Here is a 17,080-nt window from a genome sequence, read left to right as displayed (position 1 = left end):
GAGAAGGAATGGAATAGTGCACCGACTAGCTCCCTCTCCCAGTGGGAGAGGGCTGGGGTGAGGGCAATAAGTCGCACCTAACCGCGCCGCAATCCCGCCACATCCACCTGCCACTGATGCAGCTTGTTATACAGCGCGGTGCGTGAAATCCCCAGCAGCTGCGCGGACTGGCGCAGGTTGCCTTTTTGCTCACGCACCACCTGCATCACATGCTGGCGCTCATTCTCCTGCAGCGAGGTCAATTCGCTGGCGACAGGCGCGTTACGCTGCACCATCTCTTCCGGCAGATCGTGGCGCTCAATCTCCAGCCCTTCACACAAATTCACCATGCGCTCGACCAGATTCTCCAGCTCACGCACGTTGCCGGGCCAGTGCCACGCCTGTAAACAGCGCATCGCCTCAGCGGAAAGCTGCGGCGCGATGCGCTTCAGCCGGGTGCAGAGCGCCTGAATAAAGGTATTCACCAGGCCGGGAATATCCTCCTGACGCTCGCGCAGCGGCGGGATCTCCAGCGAAATCACATTCAGACGATAGTAGAGATCGCGGCGGAATGCGCCTTTTTCCACCGCATCCAGCAGATTGCAGTGGGTAGCGGCGATGATGCGCACGTTGACCTTGATGGGATGGGCCGCGCCGATTCGCACCACTTCGCCCTCCTGCAGCACGCGCAGCAGGCTGGTTTGCGCCTCGAGCGGCATCTCGCCAATCTCATCAAGGAACAAGGTGCCGCCATCGGCCAGCTCAAATTTGCCTGCCGAGCCGCCGCGTCGCGATCCGGTAAAAGCGCCGTCGACATAGCCAAACAGTTCGCTCTGCACTAAATCACGTGGCAATGCGCCGCAGTTCAGCGCGATAAAGGCTTCCTGCTGGCGCGGGCTGGCGTTGTGAATCGCCTGCGCGAACAGCTCTTTACCGGTGCCGCTTTCGCCGGTTAATAATACCGTGCTGTCGCTGCGGCTGCTGGCGCGCGCTTTCTGAATCGCTTGCAGCACGCGCGGCGCGTGCCCGCGAATCATCTCAAAGGTGTAGCTGGCGCCGACGCCCATCACGCGGCGCGTAATGGCGCGGATACGTTGATTCTCGCGCAGCGACAGCACGCGGCCGCCGTCTGGCGCGGGCATCAGCGAAATAAGGCAGGAAAGGGGATGCACGCCATCCGGCATAAATTGCAGCTCGCGGTCATTGCAGAACGGCATGGTGAGCAGCGATCCGCCTTGCGGTTGCAGCAGCACGTCGATCGGTCCGGCGCTGGGATCGAGGCCGCTAAAGATCTGGCGCGCATAGCGATTCAGCGTTTTGATGCGACCGTGACGATCGCAGACGATCACGCCTTCGTTCAGGGTTTCGAGGATCGACTGCTGCTCGGCCAGCAAACGGCGCAGCATCAGCTGCTGACCAACCGCTTCCGCTGCCGCCTGCACCGTGCCGAGCGTATGCGCATTAAAGTTGTCAGGCGTGGCGGTAAGCGTGAGCACGCCAAGCAGCTGGCCGCTGGCATCGCGCACCGGTGCGGCAGCACATTGGCGATGGCGTTTGCGCAGATCCAGCTTCCAGTTTTCGCCGCTCAACACGTACACCAGCCGCTGCTCAATCAGGCAGCGCGCGGTGCAATTGGTGCCGAGCACTTCTTCGCGCAGGATGCTGCCGACCGGCGTCAGATCCGCGCCGCAGAAGTGCAGCGTCACGCCTTGCGCATCGGTCAGATTGATGTGGCCATCCGGGTTATACGCCAGCAGGTTTTCCATGATGCTGCGCGCCGCGAGGATCAACTCGGCATTGTGCTCAAGGATCGCCGCTAGTTCCGCAGCGGGTGGCGAGACATAGGCAAAGGTGGCGGGATCGATCGCGCGCTGCTGCGATCGCCGCCACGACTGCAAAATGCTGTGCCGCATCCAGCCGGGCTGTTCACCGCGTTCGAAGCTGTGCCAGCCCTGCCACAACAACGTATCCCATTCGCCCACCTCCGCGCTGTCCGGCAAGCTGAAGATCGGATCGCTTTCATCTTTAAACGGCAAACGCTCACTGGCACGCATGTGACACTCCTGAACAAGATGGAATGTACATTTTATTGACATGTGAAGTTGACATGTAAATTTTGTTGCCAGATTGTGAGCTATATCTGTGTTATGCCTCACATAAAGCGGCGGATTGCAGTTGGCATCGCCTTTGCACTACCGATTGCACATCCCTGCGCTCGAATGAGCACATCCAAAACAATAAGGAATAGGTCATGACATTTCATCTTAAGCCAGTACGCGTCGGCCTGATTGGCGCCGGTCGCATGGGCAGCTTCCACGCGGAAAATCTGGCCTGGCGCGTGCCGGGTGCGATCCTCGCAGCGGTGGCCGATCCGCAACCGGGCGCGGCCGACGCGCTGACCAATAAGCTCGGCGTCGCTAAAGCCTATAGCGATCTGCATGCGCTGCTGCAGGATCCCGAAATTGAGGCGGTGGCGATTGCCGCGCCAGCGCGCACGCACGCCGAATGGGTGATCGCTGCCGCCGAGGCGGGCAAACATGTGTTCTGTGAGAAGCCGATGGCGGTAACGCTGGAAGAGGCGGATCGCGCGATTGCTGCCGCGAAAGCGGCCGGCGTGGTGTTGCAGGTCGGTTTTAACCGCCGCTTTGATTCCGGCTTTGCTGCAGCGATCGCGGCGGTGAAAGCGGGTGAAAATGGCACCACGCAGCTGAGCCGATCGCTGACGCGCGATCCGGGCCTGCACGATCCTTCGCGCATCCCGCAGTGGACGATCTTCCTTGAAACCCTGATCCACGATTTCGACACGCTGCTGCACTTTAACCCTGGCGCGAAGCCGGTGGAAGTCTATGCGCTGGCCGATGCGCTGGTGCGTCCGGATTTCAAAGACAAAGGCTTGCTCGACACATCGGTGGTTACCATCCGCTTTGATAACGGCGCGATCGCCACCGCTGAAGCCAACTTCCAGGCGGTATACGGCTACGATGTGCGCGGCGAAGTGTTCGGCAGCAAAGGCATGCTGCAGGCGGGCCACATCAACGTTAACAACTGTGTGCGCTATCACCAGGATGGCATCGCGATTGAAACCTCACGCATGGATTCAGACCTGCTGCGCGAAGCCTATGTGGCGGAGATGGCCGAGTTTGCCCGCTGCATTCGCAGTGGCGAAACGCCGCGCGCTACCGGTGAAGATGCACGCAACGCGCTGGTAATCGCGCTGGCCTGTATCGACTCGGTGCAGCAGCAGCAACCCATCAAATTGGGAGGTCGCTAATGGCCGGTTATCAGCTGTCGGTATGTGCCGAAATGGTGTTTCTCGATCTGCCTTTTGTCGAGCGCGTGAAACGCATTCATGCACTGGGCTTTGGCGTCGAAATCTGGGGCTGGGCCAACAAAGATATCGATGCGCTGGCGGCGACCGGCGCGCGTTTCACCTCGATGACCGGCTACCTCAGCGGCAACCTGACCGATGATGATGAGATTCAGCAACTGCTGCAAAGTGCTGAAGCGTCGCTGGCGGTGGCCGAGCGGCTCAACTGTCCGGCGTTGAACCTGCACGGTACCGGACTGGATAACAAAGGTTTGCCGGTTAAACCGGTTGACGTGGTGACCGGCGCGATGTGGCTGAAAGCGGCCGACACGCTGCGCAAAGTGGCGCAGCTGGGCGAGCGCGCCGGACGCACCTTCACGCTGGAGAACCTTAACTTGCCGGTTGATCATCCCGGTACGCCGTTCGCGCTGGCGGCCGACACGCTGGCGCTGGTGGAAGCGGTTAAAAGCCCGGCGCTGAAGATGAACCTCGACCTGTATCACGCGCAGATTGGCGAAGGTAATTTGATCGAACTGATTCGTCGCTGTGGTTCGGCGATAGGTGAGATTCAGGTGGCCGATGTGCCGGGGCGTCAGCAGCCGGGCACCGGCGAGATTAACTATCGCGCCATCGCCCGTGCGCTACACGATGTTGGTTATCAGGGTACCGTGGCGCTGGAAGGCTGGGCCAGCGGCGAAAGCGGCGCCGCGCTGCAGCAGTTTCGCGATCACTTCACGCTTTAACGGTTCCACCGCCGGGTATTCGCCTGTTTGCCGGCGTTAACTTCATGAAATGAATAATAATATCTTAACCCTACAGGACTAACCCATGAACATCAGAAATGTGATGCTGTGCCTCTGCGCGCTGCTGCTCAGCCTGAGCGTGAGCGCTAAAACCTTCACCGTCGGCGTCGCGCTGGCTAACTTCGATCTCAACTTCGTCTCGATTCTGCGCACCCAGATGCAGGCAGAGCTGAAAGCTAACCAGCTCAATAGCCAGTTTGTTGATGCCAAAGGCGATGTCGCGCTGCAAGTGCAGCAGGTGGATGATTTTGTTAATCAGGGTGTCGATGCCATCATCCTCAATCCGGTGGACACTCAAGGCGTATTGCCAATGATTACCGCGGCGAAAAATGCCGGCATTCCGCTGATCTTCGTCAATCGTAAGCCAGAAGTGAAACTGCCAACCGACATGGCGTATGTTGGTTCAGACTCGGCGTTGGGCGGAGAAATGCAGATGGAAGCGCTGGCGAAGAAGATGAATTACAAAGGCAACGTGGCGATTTTGATGGGCGCGCTGTCGAATGAAGAAGCGCGTGAACGCACCCGCGCGGTGGAAGCCGTGATTGCCAAATACAAAGATATGAAGGTGATTGAAAAGCAGAGCGCCAAATGGCAGCGCAACGAAGCGGTGGATGTGGTATCGAGCTGGCTGCTGAATCAGCGCCCGATTGACGCTATCGCAGCGAATAATGATGAAATGGCGATTGGTGCCATCATGGCGCTCAACCAGGCGAAAAATGAGAAGATTTTGGTCGCCGGTATCGACGGCACGCCGGATGGTCAGCAGTTCGTGAAGAACGGCAAAATGACGCTGACCATTTTCCAGGACGCGAAAGGGCAGGCGACCGGCGCGGTGCAGGTGACCAAAGCGCTGCTGGAGAAGCAAAAAGTGCAGGAGTTCAACTGGATTCCGTATCAAACCATCACGCCTGAGAACTATGCGCAGTTCGCGGCGAAATAACATTTTTATTTACCAAAACTCTCCTGCTCGCAGGAGAGTTTTACGCTGGAAACCCGATTTATTCCTCCTCCACTTCGCTTTATTTGCCTAACTCTGACTGATAAACTCCGGCTGCAACCAGAATTGTCTCTGGTTAATGATTGCTCAGGCATGATGCATTAACAGAACGCATGCTTTCGACCGGAGAGAAGTGCAGGATGGATAAAGAGATTCTCAACACCATAAATTCTCAGCACCTTTTTCCCGCGCACAGCGACCGGCATATTTTTTTTGGTGTTGATGGTAAATTCATTGGCCACTCGCTGATTACCATCATGTCGATAATCAAGCATGCCAATGATGTTCGTTATCACTTTCATCTTATCTCTTCGGAAATATCTGCAGTTGATACTGCGCGTCTGGAAAAAATATTCGCTGGATCGCCACATGGGTTAACGCTGCATCATATTCAGGATAGTTTGTTTAGCGCGTTCCCTACCACAGAGTTGTTCACTCGCGCGACCTATTATCGTTTTCTCGCTCCGCTTATCTTGCCGCATGCCACTAAATTGCTTTATCTCGATGCCGATATGGTGTGTCTGAATCCTCTTGATGAATTATGGCAGATTGCCATGCCAGCTGACGTTATTGCCTTGGTGGTTGGCGAGATTCAGGCATTGCAACCGCAGTTGGCTGAAAAGGTGGGCTTGCGTGGAAAGCGCTATTTTAATGCCGGCATGATGCTGATTGATGTTCAAAAGTGGAACCGCGAGCAGATCAGTGAACGCGCTTTTAATTTGCTTAGCGAAAAGGGAAAACAATTCCAGTATCTTGATCAGGATGCGTTGAATACGTTGCTTGAGGACCGTGTGATATTCACGGAAACGCGCTTTAACACCATTAATATGCTCTCACACGATGATAGCGGTTATACACAGGATGTGCCGAAAAATACCTGCTTATTGCATTATGCGGGTGCCGATAAACCCTGGCAGCGGTGGAATCAACAGCACGTTGGCCATTACTATCGCGATCTTTATCAGATTTCACCATTAGCCGACGTCTCTTTTGAAACACCGAAAAACGCGCAACAAGCGAAGAGAATGTACAAATTTTTGTTCCGTAGTCATCAATGGATGCCGGCACTCTATTGGCGCATTAAGTATTTTAAAATGAGGTATTTTTGAGTGCAGACTTTACGTTTAAAGCCGCTGTTAACCGAAAACAATATTTATCAGCTGTGCTTTCTGCTGTTAACCCTGGCATTTGCGACCTCGTTAGTTATCCCCGCATATCCTAAGAAAACATTTTATCTGGTGGGTTATTTAACGCTATTTTTTCTGCTGGCCCAGGGAATAAAAAGAAAATTCATTATCGATAAGAGTGCTTTCATCGTCGCCGTTCCCATTCTATTATTGGGCATAGTCAGGGTAATATGGTCGCGCATTTATGCCGATGCCTATTTTAGCGATGTAGTGGATAACTATTTTCAGGGCGGTAAACTTTTCATTATCTCCGCTTTTGTCAGCTATTTTTTCATTGCGTGGCGTCACTGTTTGTCAGCGAAAGTCCTGCGCATTAGCGTGTGCTTGTTAATTTTTGGCTTGCTGCTGACGCTGGGCGCCGGCTGGTACGAACATGCTCAGACGCAGCAACGCATTAAATTACTCACCGATTCAGCCGGTACCGTTTCATACCTGATGACGGCGTTAGCATTAACAGCCCTGTTTATTGTGAATAAGGTCATAGTTCACCGCCTTAATCAAATTCTGCTGTTCACCGCTATCTTTGTGGTGAATATGCTGCTGATGTTCCTCACTGAGTCACGTGCGGCGGTGTTGGTGCTGCCCGTTTTATACTTGCTCTGTTTTTATCTGGTTCATCGCTGGGCAGGAAAATATTCGCTGGTGATTTTAGTTCTTTGCATTGCGGGGGGGCTGTTCTTTATGCCCAGCTCCATTATGCATCGGTTGGACAACATCCAGAACGAAATAGACAGCTATCAGAAAAATAATGATACCTCAATTGGTGCGCGTTTCTCGATCTGGAAAAGTGGCTATCACAGCGTTTCCTGGTCGCTGCTGGGGCAAAGTCCGGATGACAGAACGGATAAAGCGCGCGTTTATATTAAAACCTATGAACGCGCTAATCCTGAGGCTTATAAAAATGTGATGTATCACTTGCACGATGATTTTTTAGAAACGCTTTCGCTGCAAGGTATCGCGGGTGCTGTCACCCTGATTCTTTTTTATGTCGGTTTAATTGTGGCGGCAATACGTCGTCGGGCATTGGATGTTGCGCTGCTTCCTGTTTCCATTTTTATATTCGGTTTGACTGATACCGTATGGATTCAAAGCAGTTCAGTGTTTATTCTGATGGCATCGATTATTATGAGCTATGCGCTGATGCAGCATAAGCCCCGAACGCATATCTAATATTTGTAAGGTCGCCATTGAAGGCGACCGATTTTCTCAACGCTTCAGTTCATTCTCCGCAATTTCATTCTCAGATATTTTTTCTTCAAACTAAATCTGACTTTACTGTCCAGCAAAAATGAAACGAAAGAGACGTTTTCAATCGCCTGCTTCACCACCTGTTTCTCATGTTCAGCGTTAATCAGCGGATAAAACTTATGCGCCAGATTGATCCAATGACAAGCGAGCAGGTTGTGGTAGCTTTCACCGAGCACATTATCCATCTGTTGCGTGGCTTTGATCAGCATCGATATTTTATCGGCATCCAGCGCGCTGGAGAGACTTTTTTCTCGTTTGAAATAGAGATACGGGCTTTGCTTCGCTAAAAATATCGTCTGACTGGCTTTCAGAATCGAGGGGAATAAATACGCATCTTCGTAGCAACTGAAGTCAGGGAAATGGTTATCTTCCAACAGCGAGCGTTTAATAAACTGACCGATAAAATGCGCCTGGATATCACGATGGATGAGGAATTTTTCAATCACCTGATGTTGCGACAAGGCGTTAACCTGCAAACCTTTCCACTGGTGTAGTTTGGTCTTCTTTTCATAAATTTCATTCAGCGGCGCCAGCAGAATATCGGGTTGTTGCGCCTGCAAAAACTGCACGATGTCAGCAAAAGAGTTCGGCAAAAGCTGATCGTCGCCATCCAGCATCGTGACAAAGTGGCCGCTGCATTTGCTGACGCCAAAATTTCTCACTTTGCCGATGTTACGGAACATCACGTCAAAAATTTTCACCTGGCTGAATGAAGCGGCAAAGCTGTGCAGCAACTCGCTGGTGTTATCTGTGGATGCGTCATTCACCAATACAACCTCGACCGCATCCTCAACGCCAGAGCAGGCCTTTTTGAGGCTGTTTAACGTCTCAACAATGTATTTTTCGCAATTGTGAGCCGTGACCAGGACGCTGAGAGTGCAAGGTGAATCCATAGTGAGCATCTATCCGTTAATGTTCTGAGAGCATTCATTGCTAACAAGTCTATCGCTTTCTACGCCGAAGGGAATGAAATTGTGTTGCATGGTTTAGGTGATCATACTCACAGCTCTGCGCGTCGTTAATCAGCACAACTAAACTTTCCTCCCGCCTTGCCGATGTTTTTTACCACTGAGTCCGTGCGCTTTGCCCCACGATTTTGGGGCTCTACGATCAACTTCTGGTGTGGAAAAATGTCATGATCGCAACGCCCTTGTCAGGCCCGGCGGCTTCGCCGGTGGAGATGGTTTCGCTCAAACGTATCGCACAGCGCGCGGATAGCCTGGCGGTGATCCTCAGTTGGGCGCTGTTGCCGATTGCACTTGGCGTTGGCTGGCTAAATGACAGCGTGCTGGTGGCGCTAATTGCGGGTTTGGTATTGGCGCTGCTGGCGACGTTTTTCGGCACCGCGCTGCGCGGTACGCTCACGTCGCGCATGGTCTTATCCGCGCTGTTAATCGGCTGGGCTGGGCTGCTTATTCAGGTTGGCGGTGGCGCAACCGAATACCACTTCTCGGTGTTTGTGTTGATGTCGGCGCTGCTGGCGTGGCGAGATGTGCGCCCGTTAGTAATGGGCGCTGCGGCGGCAGCCACGCATCATGTGTTATTCAATTATCTGCAGGAAAATGATCTGTTTGGCGTGGTGGTGTTTCATCATCCCGGCTGGGACATGGTGTTTTTCCACGCGCTGTTTGTCGTGGTGCAAACCGCGATGCTGCTGGTGATTGCACGCCAGATGGCAGCGGATGCGCGCTCGGCCAGCGAAGTGGCGCAACTGGCGGCACACATTAATCAGCAAGCCGGTTATCTCACGCTGCGTGCCGATACTCAGCGGAGTGAAACGCCGTTCGCGCGCACCTTCAGTACTACGCTTGGGACCCTACACGGCACTTTGCATCAGGTCAGCGACGGCGTCGGTCAACTGCTGGCGGAATCCGACAGCATTCTGGAGCGCAACGCCGCGCTCTCGACGCGTACCGACGAGCAGGCGCAAGCGCTGGAAGTGGCGGCCAGCGCCATGAGCGAAATCAGTATCGCTGCCAGCTTAACCCGGGACAAAGCGCAAAGCGCGTGCGAGCTGGCGAGTGAAACCCGCGCGGTGGCGACGCGTGGTGAAGAGAATATCCAGTCGGCGATTCGCTCGATGGAGAAAATCAGCGAAGAGTCGAGAAGGGTGAAGATCATCCTGGAGCTGATCGACGGCATTGCGTTTCAGACCAACATTCTGTCGCTGAACGCCTCGGTGGAAGCGGCGCGTGCCGGTAATCAGGGACGCGGTTTTGCCGTGGTCGCCAGCGAAGTGCGTAATCTGGCGATGCGCAGCGAAAGTGCGGCACGCGAAATTCGTCAACTGATGGATGCCAGTTCCACCAGCACCGAACACGGCACCGTGCAGGTGGAGCATGCGGCGCAAACCATGCGCGAGATTCACAGCAGTATTAGCGGGTTATCGCAGCTGGTGACGGAACTGTCGGCGATGAGTGAGCAGCAGAATTTGAGCATTGAGCAGATTCAGCAGAGCATCAATAGCATTGATCACAGCGTGCATCATAACGTGCAGCACGTGGCCGAAACGCTGCAAGTGGCGCAGCAGCAACAGCAGCAGGCCAATGCGCTGAAGCAGGCGATTTCGTTATTTAAGTTGGGGTAAGCGTGACCTTTGCAAAGGTCGCCATGAATGGCGACCTTACGTTAATTACTCTACGCCATTAACCAGCAGCACGCGGTATTTCGCGCCTTTCAGGCGATGCGCTTTGGCTTCCTGATACGCCGGGCTGAAATACCAGCCTTTCGCCGCCTCAGCATCCGGGAATTCGAGCACCACCACGCCTTCCGCTTCCGGGCCTTCCAGCGTTTCCAGGGCGCCATAAAACGCCAACGGGGTGATGGGATGGTCGCCGCGCGCCTGTCCGGCTTTCTCGGCATACGCCGTCAGCTCGTCCTGGTCTAAGGTTTCGTCCTTAATAAACACCACATATGCAGCCATTATTTCTCTCCTCTCGCCTAGCGTTTGTCTTCAGTGTTGTTATCGAAATCGGCGGCATCATGGCGCTCCAGCAGCTGATCCTGCGGCTCGGCACCAAAAGCACGATTCACTTTACGCCCGCGAATCACCGCCGGACGCTCGGCAATCTCTTTCGCCCAGCGCACCACATTTTTGTACGACTGCACATCAAGGAATTCGCTGCCGCCATATTGGTTGTTCAGCACCAGATTGCCGTACCACGGCCAGGTGGCGATATCGGCGATGGTGTATTCGTCACCGGCGAGGAAGCGATGGTCGGCCAACTGACGATCCAGCACGTCCAGCTGACGTTTAGCTTCCAGCGTGAAGCGGTTGATGGCGTACTCGATTTTCTCGGGCGCGTAGTGATAGAAGTGACCAAAGCCACCGCCGAGATACGGCGCAGAACCTTGCAGCCAGAACAACCAGTTCAGGGTTTCGGTGCGGCCTGCCAGCGAGGTCGGCAGGAAGTGACCGAACTTCTCGGCCAGATAGAGCAGGATATTGCCGGATTCAAACACGCGCTGCGGTGGCGTGACGGAATGGTCGCTCAGCGCCGGGATTTTCGAGTTCGGGTTTACATCGACAAAACCGCTGGAGAACTGATCGCCATCGCCGATACGGATCAGCCAGGCATCGTACTCGGCGTCTTTGGCACCCACCGCCAGTAACTCTTCCAGCAGGATAGTAATTTTCTGGCCGTTTGGCGTGCCGAGCGAGTATAGCTGCAGCGGATGTTTGCCGACCGGCAAGGTTTTGTCATGCGTCGGCCCGGCGGTTGGACGGTTGGTTTTCGCGCCGTTACCTTTGGCTTCCGGGTCCCAGGTCCAGACTTTCGCGGGCTGATACTGATGTTCCGACATAGTGGTTTCGCCTTGTTGTGATTGTATTTTTGCTGCTACTGAGTGTAGCAGCGCGTGATACAGGCGATTTAACCGCGCTGGCGGTGGGACGCAAAGTCCGATTATGTAAAGTTCTCTTGCGTAAACAGCATAAAGTCCACTCTACCAGGCTGATAGGTGTCGGGAATGTCGCCCTCTTCCAGATGCCGCAGCATCAGCGTTAAGGCGAGCTGAGCATGGCGCAGGGTGTTTTGATCGAGGGTGAGGTTCAGCACGCGATCCTGCAATAGTCGGCGTGTGGTGCTGTACAACTCGTGCGTGACGTACAGCACTTTACCGTCGAGACGATGACGCGCCAGCGCTTCGTGCACCTGTGTGTTGCCAATGCCGGTGTTATACAGCCCGACAATCGGCGGCGAGGCGGCCAGCGTTTTTTCTAACAGGCGGCTAATGCGTTCGCGCTCATCCTGACCGGCAAGAATCTCGCGCAGGCGCAGCTGCGGAAAGCGTTCGGCCAGCACCGCCTGAAAGCCCTCAATGCGCAGGCGGTGGGCTGCGTAATCCGCGCGTCCGCTCATCAACACCACTTCACCCGGCTGCGACAGCATGCTACCGAGCATCAAACCGGCGGTGCGCCCGGCTTTGTATTGATCGATACCGACGTGGCACAGCCGCGCGGCATCGGGCAGATCGGCGACCAGCGTGATCACCGGCACGCCGCGCGCTTTACAGGCGGCGAGCGCATCGTAGATCAGCGGGTTTTGATGGGCGAAGACGATCAGCGCATCCATCTTTTTACTGCTGGCGGTGATGTGTGCGGCGAGTTTTTCCGGTGCATTTTCCGGGATCAGCGTGCGATGCAGACGCAGGCGGCGATAACCGAGCTGGTCGGCGAGTTTGGCAAAGTCTTGCGCTAATTGCTGAAAGAAGAAGGAGGCGTTGCCGCTGAGCAGCACTTCGATCTGCCACGGATGGCGATGCTCCTCGGGCAGAATGCGTTTTAAACCGGCGTCACGAGCGGCCTGCAGGATTTTTTTGCTCATGGCGGGCGATACGCCACCGCGATCGTTGAGTACCCGGTCAACCGTGGCGACACCGACGCCCAGTTGTTTTGCCAGCTCGGCCAGCGTCACTGCTTTCATGTTACGTGCATTCCAATAGGGCGGGCCCTCATCCTAACCTTCTCCCACCAGCGGGAGAAGGGACCGATCGAGCAAGCCGCACCATCCCGTTCCCTCTCCCGGTGGGAGAGGGTTAGGGTGAGGGCATCAGCACGCACTCAACTATCCCAACAGCTCACGCTCAATCAGCTCGCGGGTTTCCACCGCCTGATACTTCATCTTCTCCGGATAACCGAACAGCGCCGCCGAGATAATCGACTCGCCGCCAACCTTAAAGGTGCGGTTGGCAAAATTCATCTCGCGCAGTGCTTCAAACAGCGCATCGAAATTCACTTCGCCTTCACCGACCGCCACGTGCTGGTGGATGGTGGCATCCACGCCTGGCGGGTTGACGATATAACGGCAGTGCTTAGTGTGGTTCATGGTATCGGCGATCAGCATATGTGAAAGATCGTCGCCGGCGTAATGCAGCATGTTCTTCACATCGCCCACACCTTTGTCGTAATAGAAGGTGTGCGGTGCGCTGTAGATGTATTTCACGTTTTCGCTGCGGAACGACTTCACAATGTCTGCAGTTTCGTTGCTTTGCTCGCAGAAATCCCACGGATGCGCCTGAATTTCGACGCGGATGCCTTCACGTTCGATGATCGGCAGCAGCTCTTCCATCGAACGATAGAACATCTCTTCACAAATTTCTGGCTCGTTGGGATTGCCCGAAAGCTCGGTGTTGATCACCTGCACACCCATTTCGACGGCAATCTCGATCATGCGTTTCCAGTTCTTCACCGCCGCCTGACGACGCAGTTCATCCGGGCCGGACCAGCGATATACGGTAATGAACGAGGAGATCTCCAGCCCGGTGGCATTCAGCGCGTTTTTGTATTCGCGCATGATTTCACGGCTGGCTTTCGGATGTTTATAAAACGGGTTGATCTGCGGGTGCGGCGACTGCTCGATGTACTTGTAGCCCCATTCCGCCACCTGATGCACTATGCGCGTGATGCCGAGATCCCTGATTACATCCACATCAAAAGCGATTTTCATTGTTTTCTCCTGAGCGTTAAGCGGTGCGGACTTTGATGATGACCATACTGATCTTTTTACGCGCTTCATCACGTATTCTGATGTGAAACCATCAGCCGGACCGCTTTGAATACGCACATGAATATCAAACATTTATTCTGAATGGTATTAAGATGAAATGAATTATTTCATTTTTGCGAGAGCGCTCAAAATAATGAGAGATTCTCTATCACTCGAAGCCAATTACTGATGATTTCTGTGCGGGATGATTGGTGATTTACCGCAGGTTAAGGCATTATTTTTGATAATTTATTATCATTTCATTCAGGGAAGTAGCGCATGAGTAAAATCACCATGACCGCGATTGCCGCCGCCGCCGGGGTTGGCGTGGCGACCGTCGATCGCGTGTTAAATCGTCGTGCACCGGTGCGCGCTGCAACGGAGCAGAAGGTGCTGGAAGCCGCTAATCGCCTCGGTTATCGCATCGGCAATGTGCCGCTGCTGAGCGGCACCGCGCCTGCCGCCAGCGTGACGCTGCGCATGGGCTTTATCCTGCTGTCAAAATCCTACTCGTTCTATCATTCCCTCACTGATGCGCTGCGCCAGCATACGCAGCCGTTTCATCCGGCAGGCAGCGAACCGCTTTTTACCTGGCACGACATTGATGATGTGGAAGCGGTGGTGGCCTCGCTGTATGCGCTGGCCGGGCAGGTGGATGCGATTGGCTTAGTCGCGCTGGACCACCCGCTGATTCGCCATGCGATAGAAAACATATCGCGTCAGGGCGTGCGGGTTTATGCGCTGTTTTCCAACTTTTCGCCGTGCGGTCACGCCGGTTATGTCGGTCTGGATAACCAGAAAGCCGGACGCACCGCCGCGTGGATTGCCACGCACCTGTTGCATCAGCCGGGTTCGGTCGGCGTGCTGGTGGGCGACCATCGCTTTATCTGTCAGGAGAGCAATGAGATCAGTTTCCGCTCCTATCTGCGTGAGCAGGACAGCGCGCGACGCGTGCTGGAGCCGCTGAAAACCAATGAATCGATTGATGGCGGCTACCGTTCCACGCGTCAGTTACTGGAAGAACATGCCGATTTGGCACTGATCTTCGCGCCTTGCGGCGGCATTGAGGGCGTGATTCATGCGTTGCGCCAGCAGCCGCAGCGCAAGGTGGCGTTGATATGTCATGGTCCGGTGAAAGAGGGCGAGCTGGCGCTGATTGATGGCACCATTACGGTGATGATCCGCAACCGCATCGACGAAATGGCCATGCGCCTGGCGCAGATGGTGCAGCAGCATCATGCGCAGCCGGGCGATCATTTCTCCCAGATCATCCTGCCGTTTGATATCGTCACGCGTGAAAACCTGTAGGCCGCGTCGTTGCTGTATTTGATATATTTTCTATCATTTTAATGATGCGAAATACTATGATCGCTATCAAAAAATGAATGTTTCATGGTTGTTGATGATGAAATATTTATTTGATACTTGCGCCATCCACTACCGCAAGGAACGATCATGACTATCCATATTGCTAACGCGCCCTGTAGCTGGGGCGTTGATGACCCGAAAAATCCCTTCCTGCCGCCGTGGCAGAAAGTCCTGAGTGAAGCGTCGCAGGCCGGTTATAAAAGCATTGAGCTGGGCCCATGGAGCTATCTGCCGGTTGAGCCTGCCGAACTGCGTCAGCAGCTGGAAGCGCACGACTTGTCGCTGGTGGCGGGCACCATTTTTGATGATTTGGTGAGTGAAGCCAATTTTCCGGCGATGGTTGAGCTGACGCACAACATCTGTCGCAACCTGTCTCTGGTACCGACCGCGACCAAAACCCATGCGGACAACAAACCCGCACCTTATCTGGTGATTATCGACTTCGGTAATCCAGAACGCGCCAAATACGCTGGTCAATCCGCCAAGGCGCCGCGCCTGTCAGCTGAAGCGTGGCAGCGCATAATGCAGCACATCACCACGCTGAGCCAGATTGCCTGGAACGAATACGGTGTGCGTGCGGTGATCCATCCGCATGCCGGTGGCTGCATTGAGTTCGCCGACGAGCTGCAACAGCTGGTGGAAGACATTCCGCATGAAGTCGCTGGTTTGTGCCTCGATACCGGCCATCTGTACTACTCCGGCATGGATCCGATTCCTTACCTCAGCCGCTACTGGGATCGCATCGATTATCTGCACTTCAAAGACGTTAACGATGCGGTATGGCGCGACGTGATTGCGCGCGGCGTCGATTTCTTTGCCGCCTGCGCAGAAGGCGTGATGTGCCCGATTGGCAAAGGGGCAATTGATTATCCAGCGGTGCGCGCCTTCCTGGCGGAGCGCAATTATCAGGGCTGGATCACCGTCGAGCAGGAGCGCGATCCGCGTGATGCCGACACCAGCCTGCGTGACGTCACCGCCAGCCTGCACTATTTGCAATCGGTCGGATTCTGAGGAGAACAACATGATCAACGGCATTAAGGCTCTGGATCGCTCGCTGCGCTGGGGCATGGTTGGCGGTGGCGGCACCAGCCAGATTGGTTACATTCACCGTTCGGCGGCCACGCGTGATAACAACTTCACGCTGCTGGCAGGCGCATTCGATATCAACGCCGAGCGCGGCCGCGCCTTTGGCACTTCGCTAGGTATCGAAGCCGATCGCTGCTACGCAGATTACGAAACCCTGTTTGCGGCAGAAGCGGCGCGCGCCGACGGCATCGAAGCGGTGTCGATCGCCACACCCAATAACACGCACTTCGCCATCTGCCGCGCCGCACTGAATGCGGGTCTCCATGTGGTGTGTGAGAAGCCGCTGTGCTTCACCGCTGCCGAGGCCGATGAGCTGGAACAGCTGTGTGCTGAGAAGAAGAAAATCATCGGTGTGACTTATGGTTACGCCGGACATCAGCTGATTCATCAGGCACGCGAAATGATTGCCGCAGGTTTGCTGGGTGAGATCCGCATCATCAACATGCAGTTCGCGCACGGCTTCCATAACGAAGCGGTTGAATTGCAGAACGAAAGCACCAAGTGGCGCGTCGATCCGCGCTTCGTCGGGCCGAGCTATGTGCTGGGCGATTTGGCGACGCATCCGCTGTTTATCGCCGAAACCATGGTGCCGCATCTGCAGGTCAAACGCCTGCTGTGCAGCCGCCAGAGCTTTGTCAAAACCCGTGCGCCGCTGGAGGATAACGCCTTCGTGATGATGGAGTACGACAACGGCGCAGTCGGCACCATGTGGGCATCGGCGGTGAACTGCGGTTCGATGCACGGCCAGAAGGTGCGGGTGATCGGCGAGAAAGCCAGCCTGGAGTGGTGGGATGAGCAGCCGAATCAGCTGCGCTATGAAGTGCAGGGCGAGCCGGTGCAGATTCTCGAGCGCGGCATGGGTTATCTGCATCCGAGTGCGCTGGCTGACGACCGTATTGGCGGCGGACATCCGGAAGGATTGTTTGAAGCCTGGTCCAATCTCTATCGCCGTTTTGCGCTGGCAATGGATGCCACCGATCGTAGCGATCAGGCATTCCTGAAAGACTTCTGGTATCCGGGCGCGCATGCCGGTTTGATGGGCGTGCGATGGGTGGAGCAGTGCGTGAAGTCTGCGGATGCGGGATCAGTGTGGGTGACGTGCTAAGGGGGCGGTAAAG

15 protein-coding genes are annotated in these 17,080 nt (G+C 55.0%); 9 read left to right on the top strand and 6 right to left on the bottom strand.

Annotation, left to right across the window (positions count from 1 at the left end):
• Positions 1–77 precede the first annotated feature (77 nt).
• Positions 78–2,033, bottom strand: coding sequence for a sigma-54-dependent Fis family transcriptional regulator (locus PZBJ_RS09930; protein WP_101762336.1), 1,956 nt, complete (start codon positions 2,031–2,033; stop codon positions 78–80).
• Positions 2,034–2,230: 197 nt separating this feature from the next.
• Between PZBJ_RS09930 and PZBJ_RS09925 the strand changes: the two genes are divergently transcribed.
• From PZBJ_RS09925 to PZBJ_RS09905, 5 genes are all read left to right on the top strand, one after another.
• Positions 2,231–3,250 carry a Gfo/Idh/MocA family oxidoreductase gene (locus tag PZBJ_RS09925; RefSeq protein WP_101762335.1) on the top strand — a complete coding sequence of 340 codons (1,020 nt, stop codon included), beginning with the start codon at positions 2,231–2,233 and terminating at the stop codon, positions 3,248–3,250.
• Entirely contained in the window at positions 3,250–4,029 is a 780-nt protein-coding gene (locus PZBJ_RS09920; RefSeq protein ID WP_101762334.1) for a TIM barrel protein, read from the top strand. Before PZBJ_RS09925 ends, PZBJ_RS09920 begins: the two co-directional genes overlap by 1 nt.
• 85 nt (positions 4,030–4,114) lie before the next feature.
• Positions 4,115–5,029 carry a substrate-binding domain-containing protein gene (locus PZBJ_RS09915; protein WP_101762333.1) on the top strand — a complete coding sequence of 305 codons (915 nt, stop codon included), beginning with the start codon at positions 4,115–4,117 and terminating at the stop codon, positions 5,027–5,029.
• A gap of 197 nt (positions 5,030–5,226) precedes the next feature.
• Positions 5,227–6,195 (top strand): glycosyltransferase family 8 protein, encoded by a 969-nt coding sequence (locus PZBJ_RS09910; RefSeq protein WP_101762332.1) that lies wholly within the window; start codon positions 5,227–5,229, stop codon positions 6,193–6,195.
• Positions 6,196–7,443 (top strand): O-antigen ligase family protein, encoded by a 1,248-nt coding sequence (locus PZBJ_RS09905; RefSeq protein ID WP_101762331.1) that lies wholly within the window; start codon positions 6,196–6,198, stop codon positions 7,441–7,443.
• 44 nt (positions 7,444–7,487) lie between these two features.
• Here PZBJ_RS09905 and PZBJ_RS09900 read toward each other — a convergent pair whose 3' ends face one another.
• Positions 7,488–8,414, bottom strand: coding sequence for a glycosyltransferase family 2 protein (locus PZBJ_RS09900; protein WP_158238602.1), 927 nt, complete (start codon positions 8,412–8,414; stop codon positions 7,488–7,490).
• A 242-nt stretch (positions 8,415–8,656) separates the two neighbouring features.
• Between PZBJ_RS09900 and PZBJ_RS09895 the strand changes: the two genes are divergently transcribed.
• A complete protein-coding gene (locus PZBJ_RS09895; protein WP_101762329.1) occupies positions 8,657–10,108 on the top strand; it encodes a methyl-accepting chemotaxis protein in 1,452 nt (483 codons plus the stop codon).
• Between the two features lie 45 nt (positions 10,109–10,153).
• Here the strand turns inward: PZBJ_RS09895 and PZBJ_RS09890 are convergent, their stop codons facing one another.
• The 4 genes from PZBJ_RS09890 to PZBJ_RS09875 all read right to left on the bottom strand — a co-directional run bounded on the left by PZBJ_RS09890 (position 10,154) and on the right by PZBJ_RS09875 (position 13,469).
• A complete protein-coding gene (locus PZBJ_RS09890) occupies positions 10,154–10,444 on the bottom strand; it encodes a DUF1330 domain-containing protein (RefSeq protein WP_101762328.1) in 291 nt (96 codons plus the stop codon).
• 17 nt (positions 10,445–10,461) lie between these two features.
• The gene (gene yghU, locus PZBJ_RS09885; RefSeq protein ID WP_101762327.1) at positions 10,462–11,325 is read right to left on the bottom strand and encodes a glutathione-dependent disulfide-bond oxidoreductase; all 864 of its coding nucleotides are present in this window, start codon (positions 11,323–11,325) and stop codon (positions 10,462–10,464) included.
• 101 nt (positions 11,326–11,426) lie between these two features.
• Positions 11,427–12,446 (bottom strand): LacI family DNA-binding transcriptional regulator, encoded by a 1,020-nt coding sequence (locus PZBJ_RS09880; RefSeq protein WP_101762326.1) that lies wholly within the window; start codon positions 12,444–12,446, stop codon positions 11,427–11,429.
• 141 nt (positions 12,447–12,587) lie between these two features.
• Positions 12,588–13,469 (bottom strand): sugar phosphate isomerase/epimerase family protein, encoded by an 882-nt coding sequence (locus PZBJ_RS09875; RefSeq protein ID WP_101762325.1) that lies wholly within the window; start codon positions 13,467–13,469, stop codon positions 12,588–12,590.
• Positions 13,470–13,787: 318 nt separating this feature from the next.
• Here PZBJ_RS09875 and PZBJ_RS09870 point away from each other — a divergent pair, with 318 nt between their 5' ends.
• From PZBJ_RS09870 to PZBJ_RS09860, 3 genes are all read left to right on the top strand, one after another.
• On the top strand, positions 13,788–14,816 hold the full coding sequence (locus PZBJ_RS09870; RefSeq protein ID WP_101762324.1) for a LacI family DNA-binding transcriptional regulator: 1,029 nt from the start codon (positions 13,788–13,790) through the stop codon (positions 14,814–14,816).
• A 147-nt stretch (positions 14,817–14,963) separates the two neighbouring features.
• Positions 14,964–15,887, top strand: a complete 924-nt coding sequence (locus PZBJ_RS09865; RefSeq protein ID WP_101762323.1) for a TIM barrel protein — start codon at positions 14,964–14,966, stop codon at positions 15,885–15,887.
• Between the two features lie 10 nt (positions 15,888–15,897).
• Positions 15,898–17,067, top strand: coding sequence for a Gfo/Idh/MocA family protein (locus tag PZBJ_RS09860; RefSeq protein ID WP_101762322.1), 1,170 nt, complete (start codon positions 15,898–15,900; stop codon positions 17,065–17,067).
• The last annotated feature ends 13 nt before the right edge of the window (positions 17,068–17,080 follow it).

This window comes from Pantoea endophytica, assembly GCF_002858935.1.
GTDB lineage: Bacteria > Pseudomonadota > Gammaproteobacteria > Enterobacterales > Enterobacteriaceae > Pantoea > Pantoea leporis.
This window is presented reverse-complemented; position numbering and strand designations above follow the sequence as displayed.

Coding starts and splice junctions, on each gene's coding strand:
- PZBJ_RS09930 (WP_101762336.1), bottom strand. CDS start 2,033: ATGCGTGCCAGTGAGCGTTTGCCGTTTAAAGATGAAAGCGATCCGATC.
- PZBJ_RS09925 (WP_101762335.1), top strand. CDS start 2,231: ATGACATTTCATCTTAAGCCAGTACGCGTCGGCCTGATTGGCGCCGGT.
- PZBJ_RS09920 (WP_101762334.1), top strand. CDS start 3,250: ATGGCCGGTTATCAGCTGTCGGTATGTGCCGAAATGGTGTTTCTCGAT.
- PZBJ_RS09915 (WP_101762333.1), top strand. CDS start 4,115: ATGAACATCAGAAATGTGATGCTGTGCCTCTGCGCGCTGCTGCTCAGC.
- PZBJ_RS09910 (WP_101762332.1), top strand. CDS start 5,227: ATGGATAAAGAGATTCTCAACACCATAAATTCTCAGCACCTTTTTCCC.
- PZBJ_RS09900 (WP_158238602.1), bottom strand. CDS start 8,414: ATGGATTCACCTTGCACTCTCAGCGTCCTGGTCACGGCTCACAATTGC.
- PZBJ_RS09895 (WP_101762329.1), top strand. CDS start 8,657: ATGATCGCAACGCCCTTGTCAGGCCCGGCGGCTTCGCCGGTGGAGATG.
- PZBJ_RS09890 (WP_101762328.1), bottom strand. CDS start 10,444: ATGGCTGCATATGTGGTGTTTATTAAGGACGAAACCTTAGACCAGGAC.
- yghU (WP_101762327.1), bottom strand. CDS start 11,325: ATGTCGGAACATCAGTATCAGCCCGCGAAAGTCTGGACCTGGGACCCG.
- PZBJ_RS09880 (WP_101762326.1), bottom strand. CDS start 12,446: ATGAAAGCAGTGACGCTGGCCGAGCTGGCAAAACAACTGGGCGTCGGT.
- PZBJ_RS09875 (WP_101762325.1), bottom strand. CDS start 13,469: ATGAAAATCGCTTTTGATGTGGATGTAATCAGGGATCTCGGCATCACG.
- PZBJ_RS09870 (WP_101762324.1), top strand. CDS start 13,788: ATGAGTAAAATCACCATGACCGCGATTGCCGCCGCCGCCGGGGTTGGC.
- PZBJ_RS09865 (WP_101762323.1), top strand. CDS start 14,964: ATGACTATCCATATTGCTAACGCGCCCTGTAGCTGGGGCGTTGATGAC.
- PZBJ_RS09860 (WP_101762322.1), top strand. CDS start 15,898: ATGATCAACGGCATTAAGGCTCTGGATCGCTCGCTGCGCTGGGGCATG.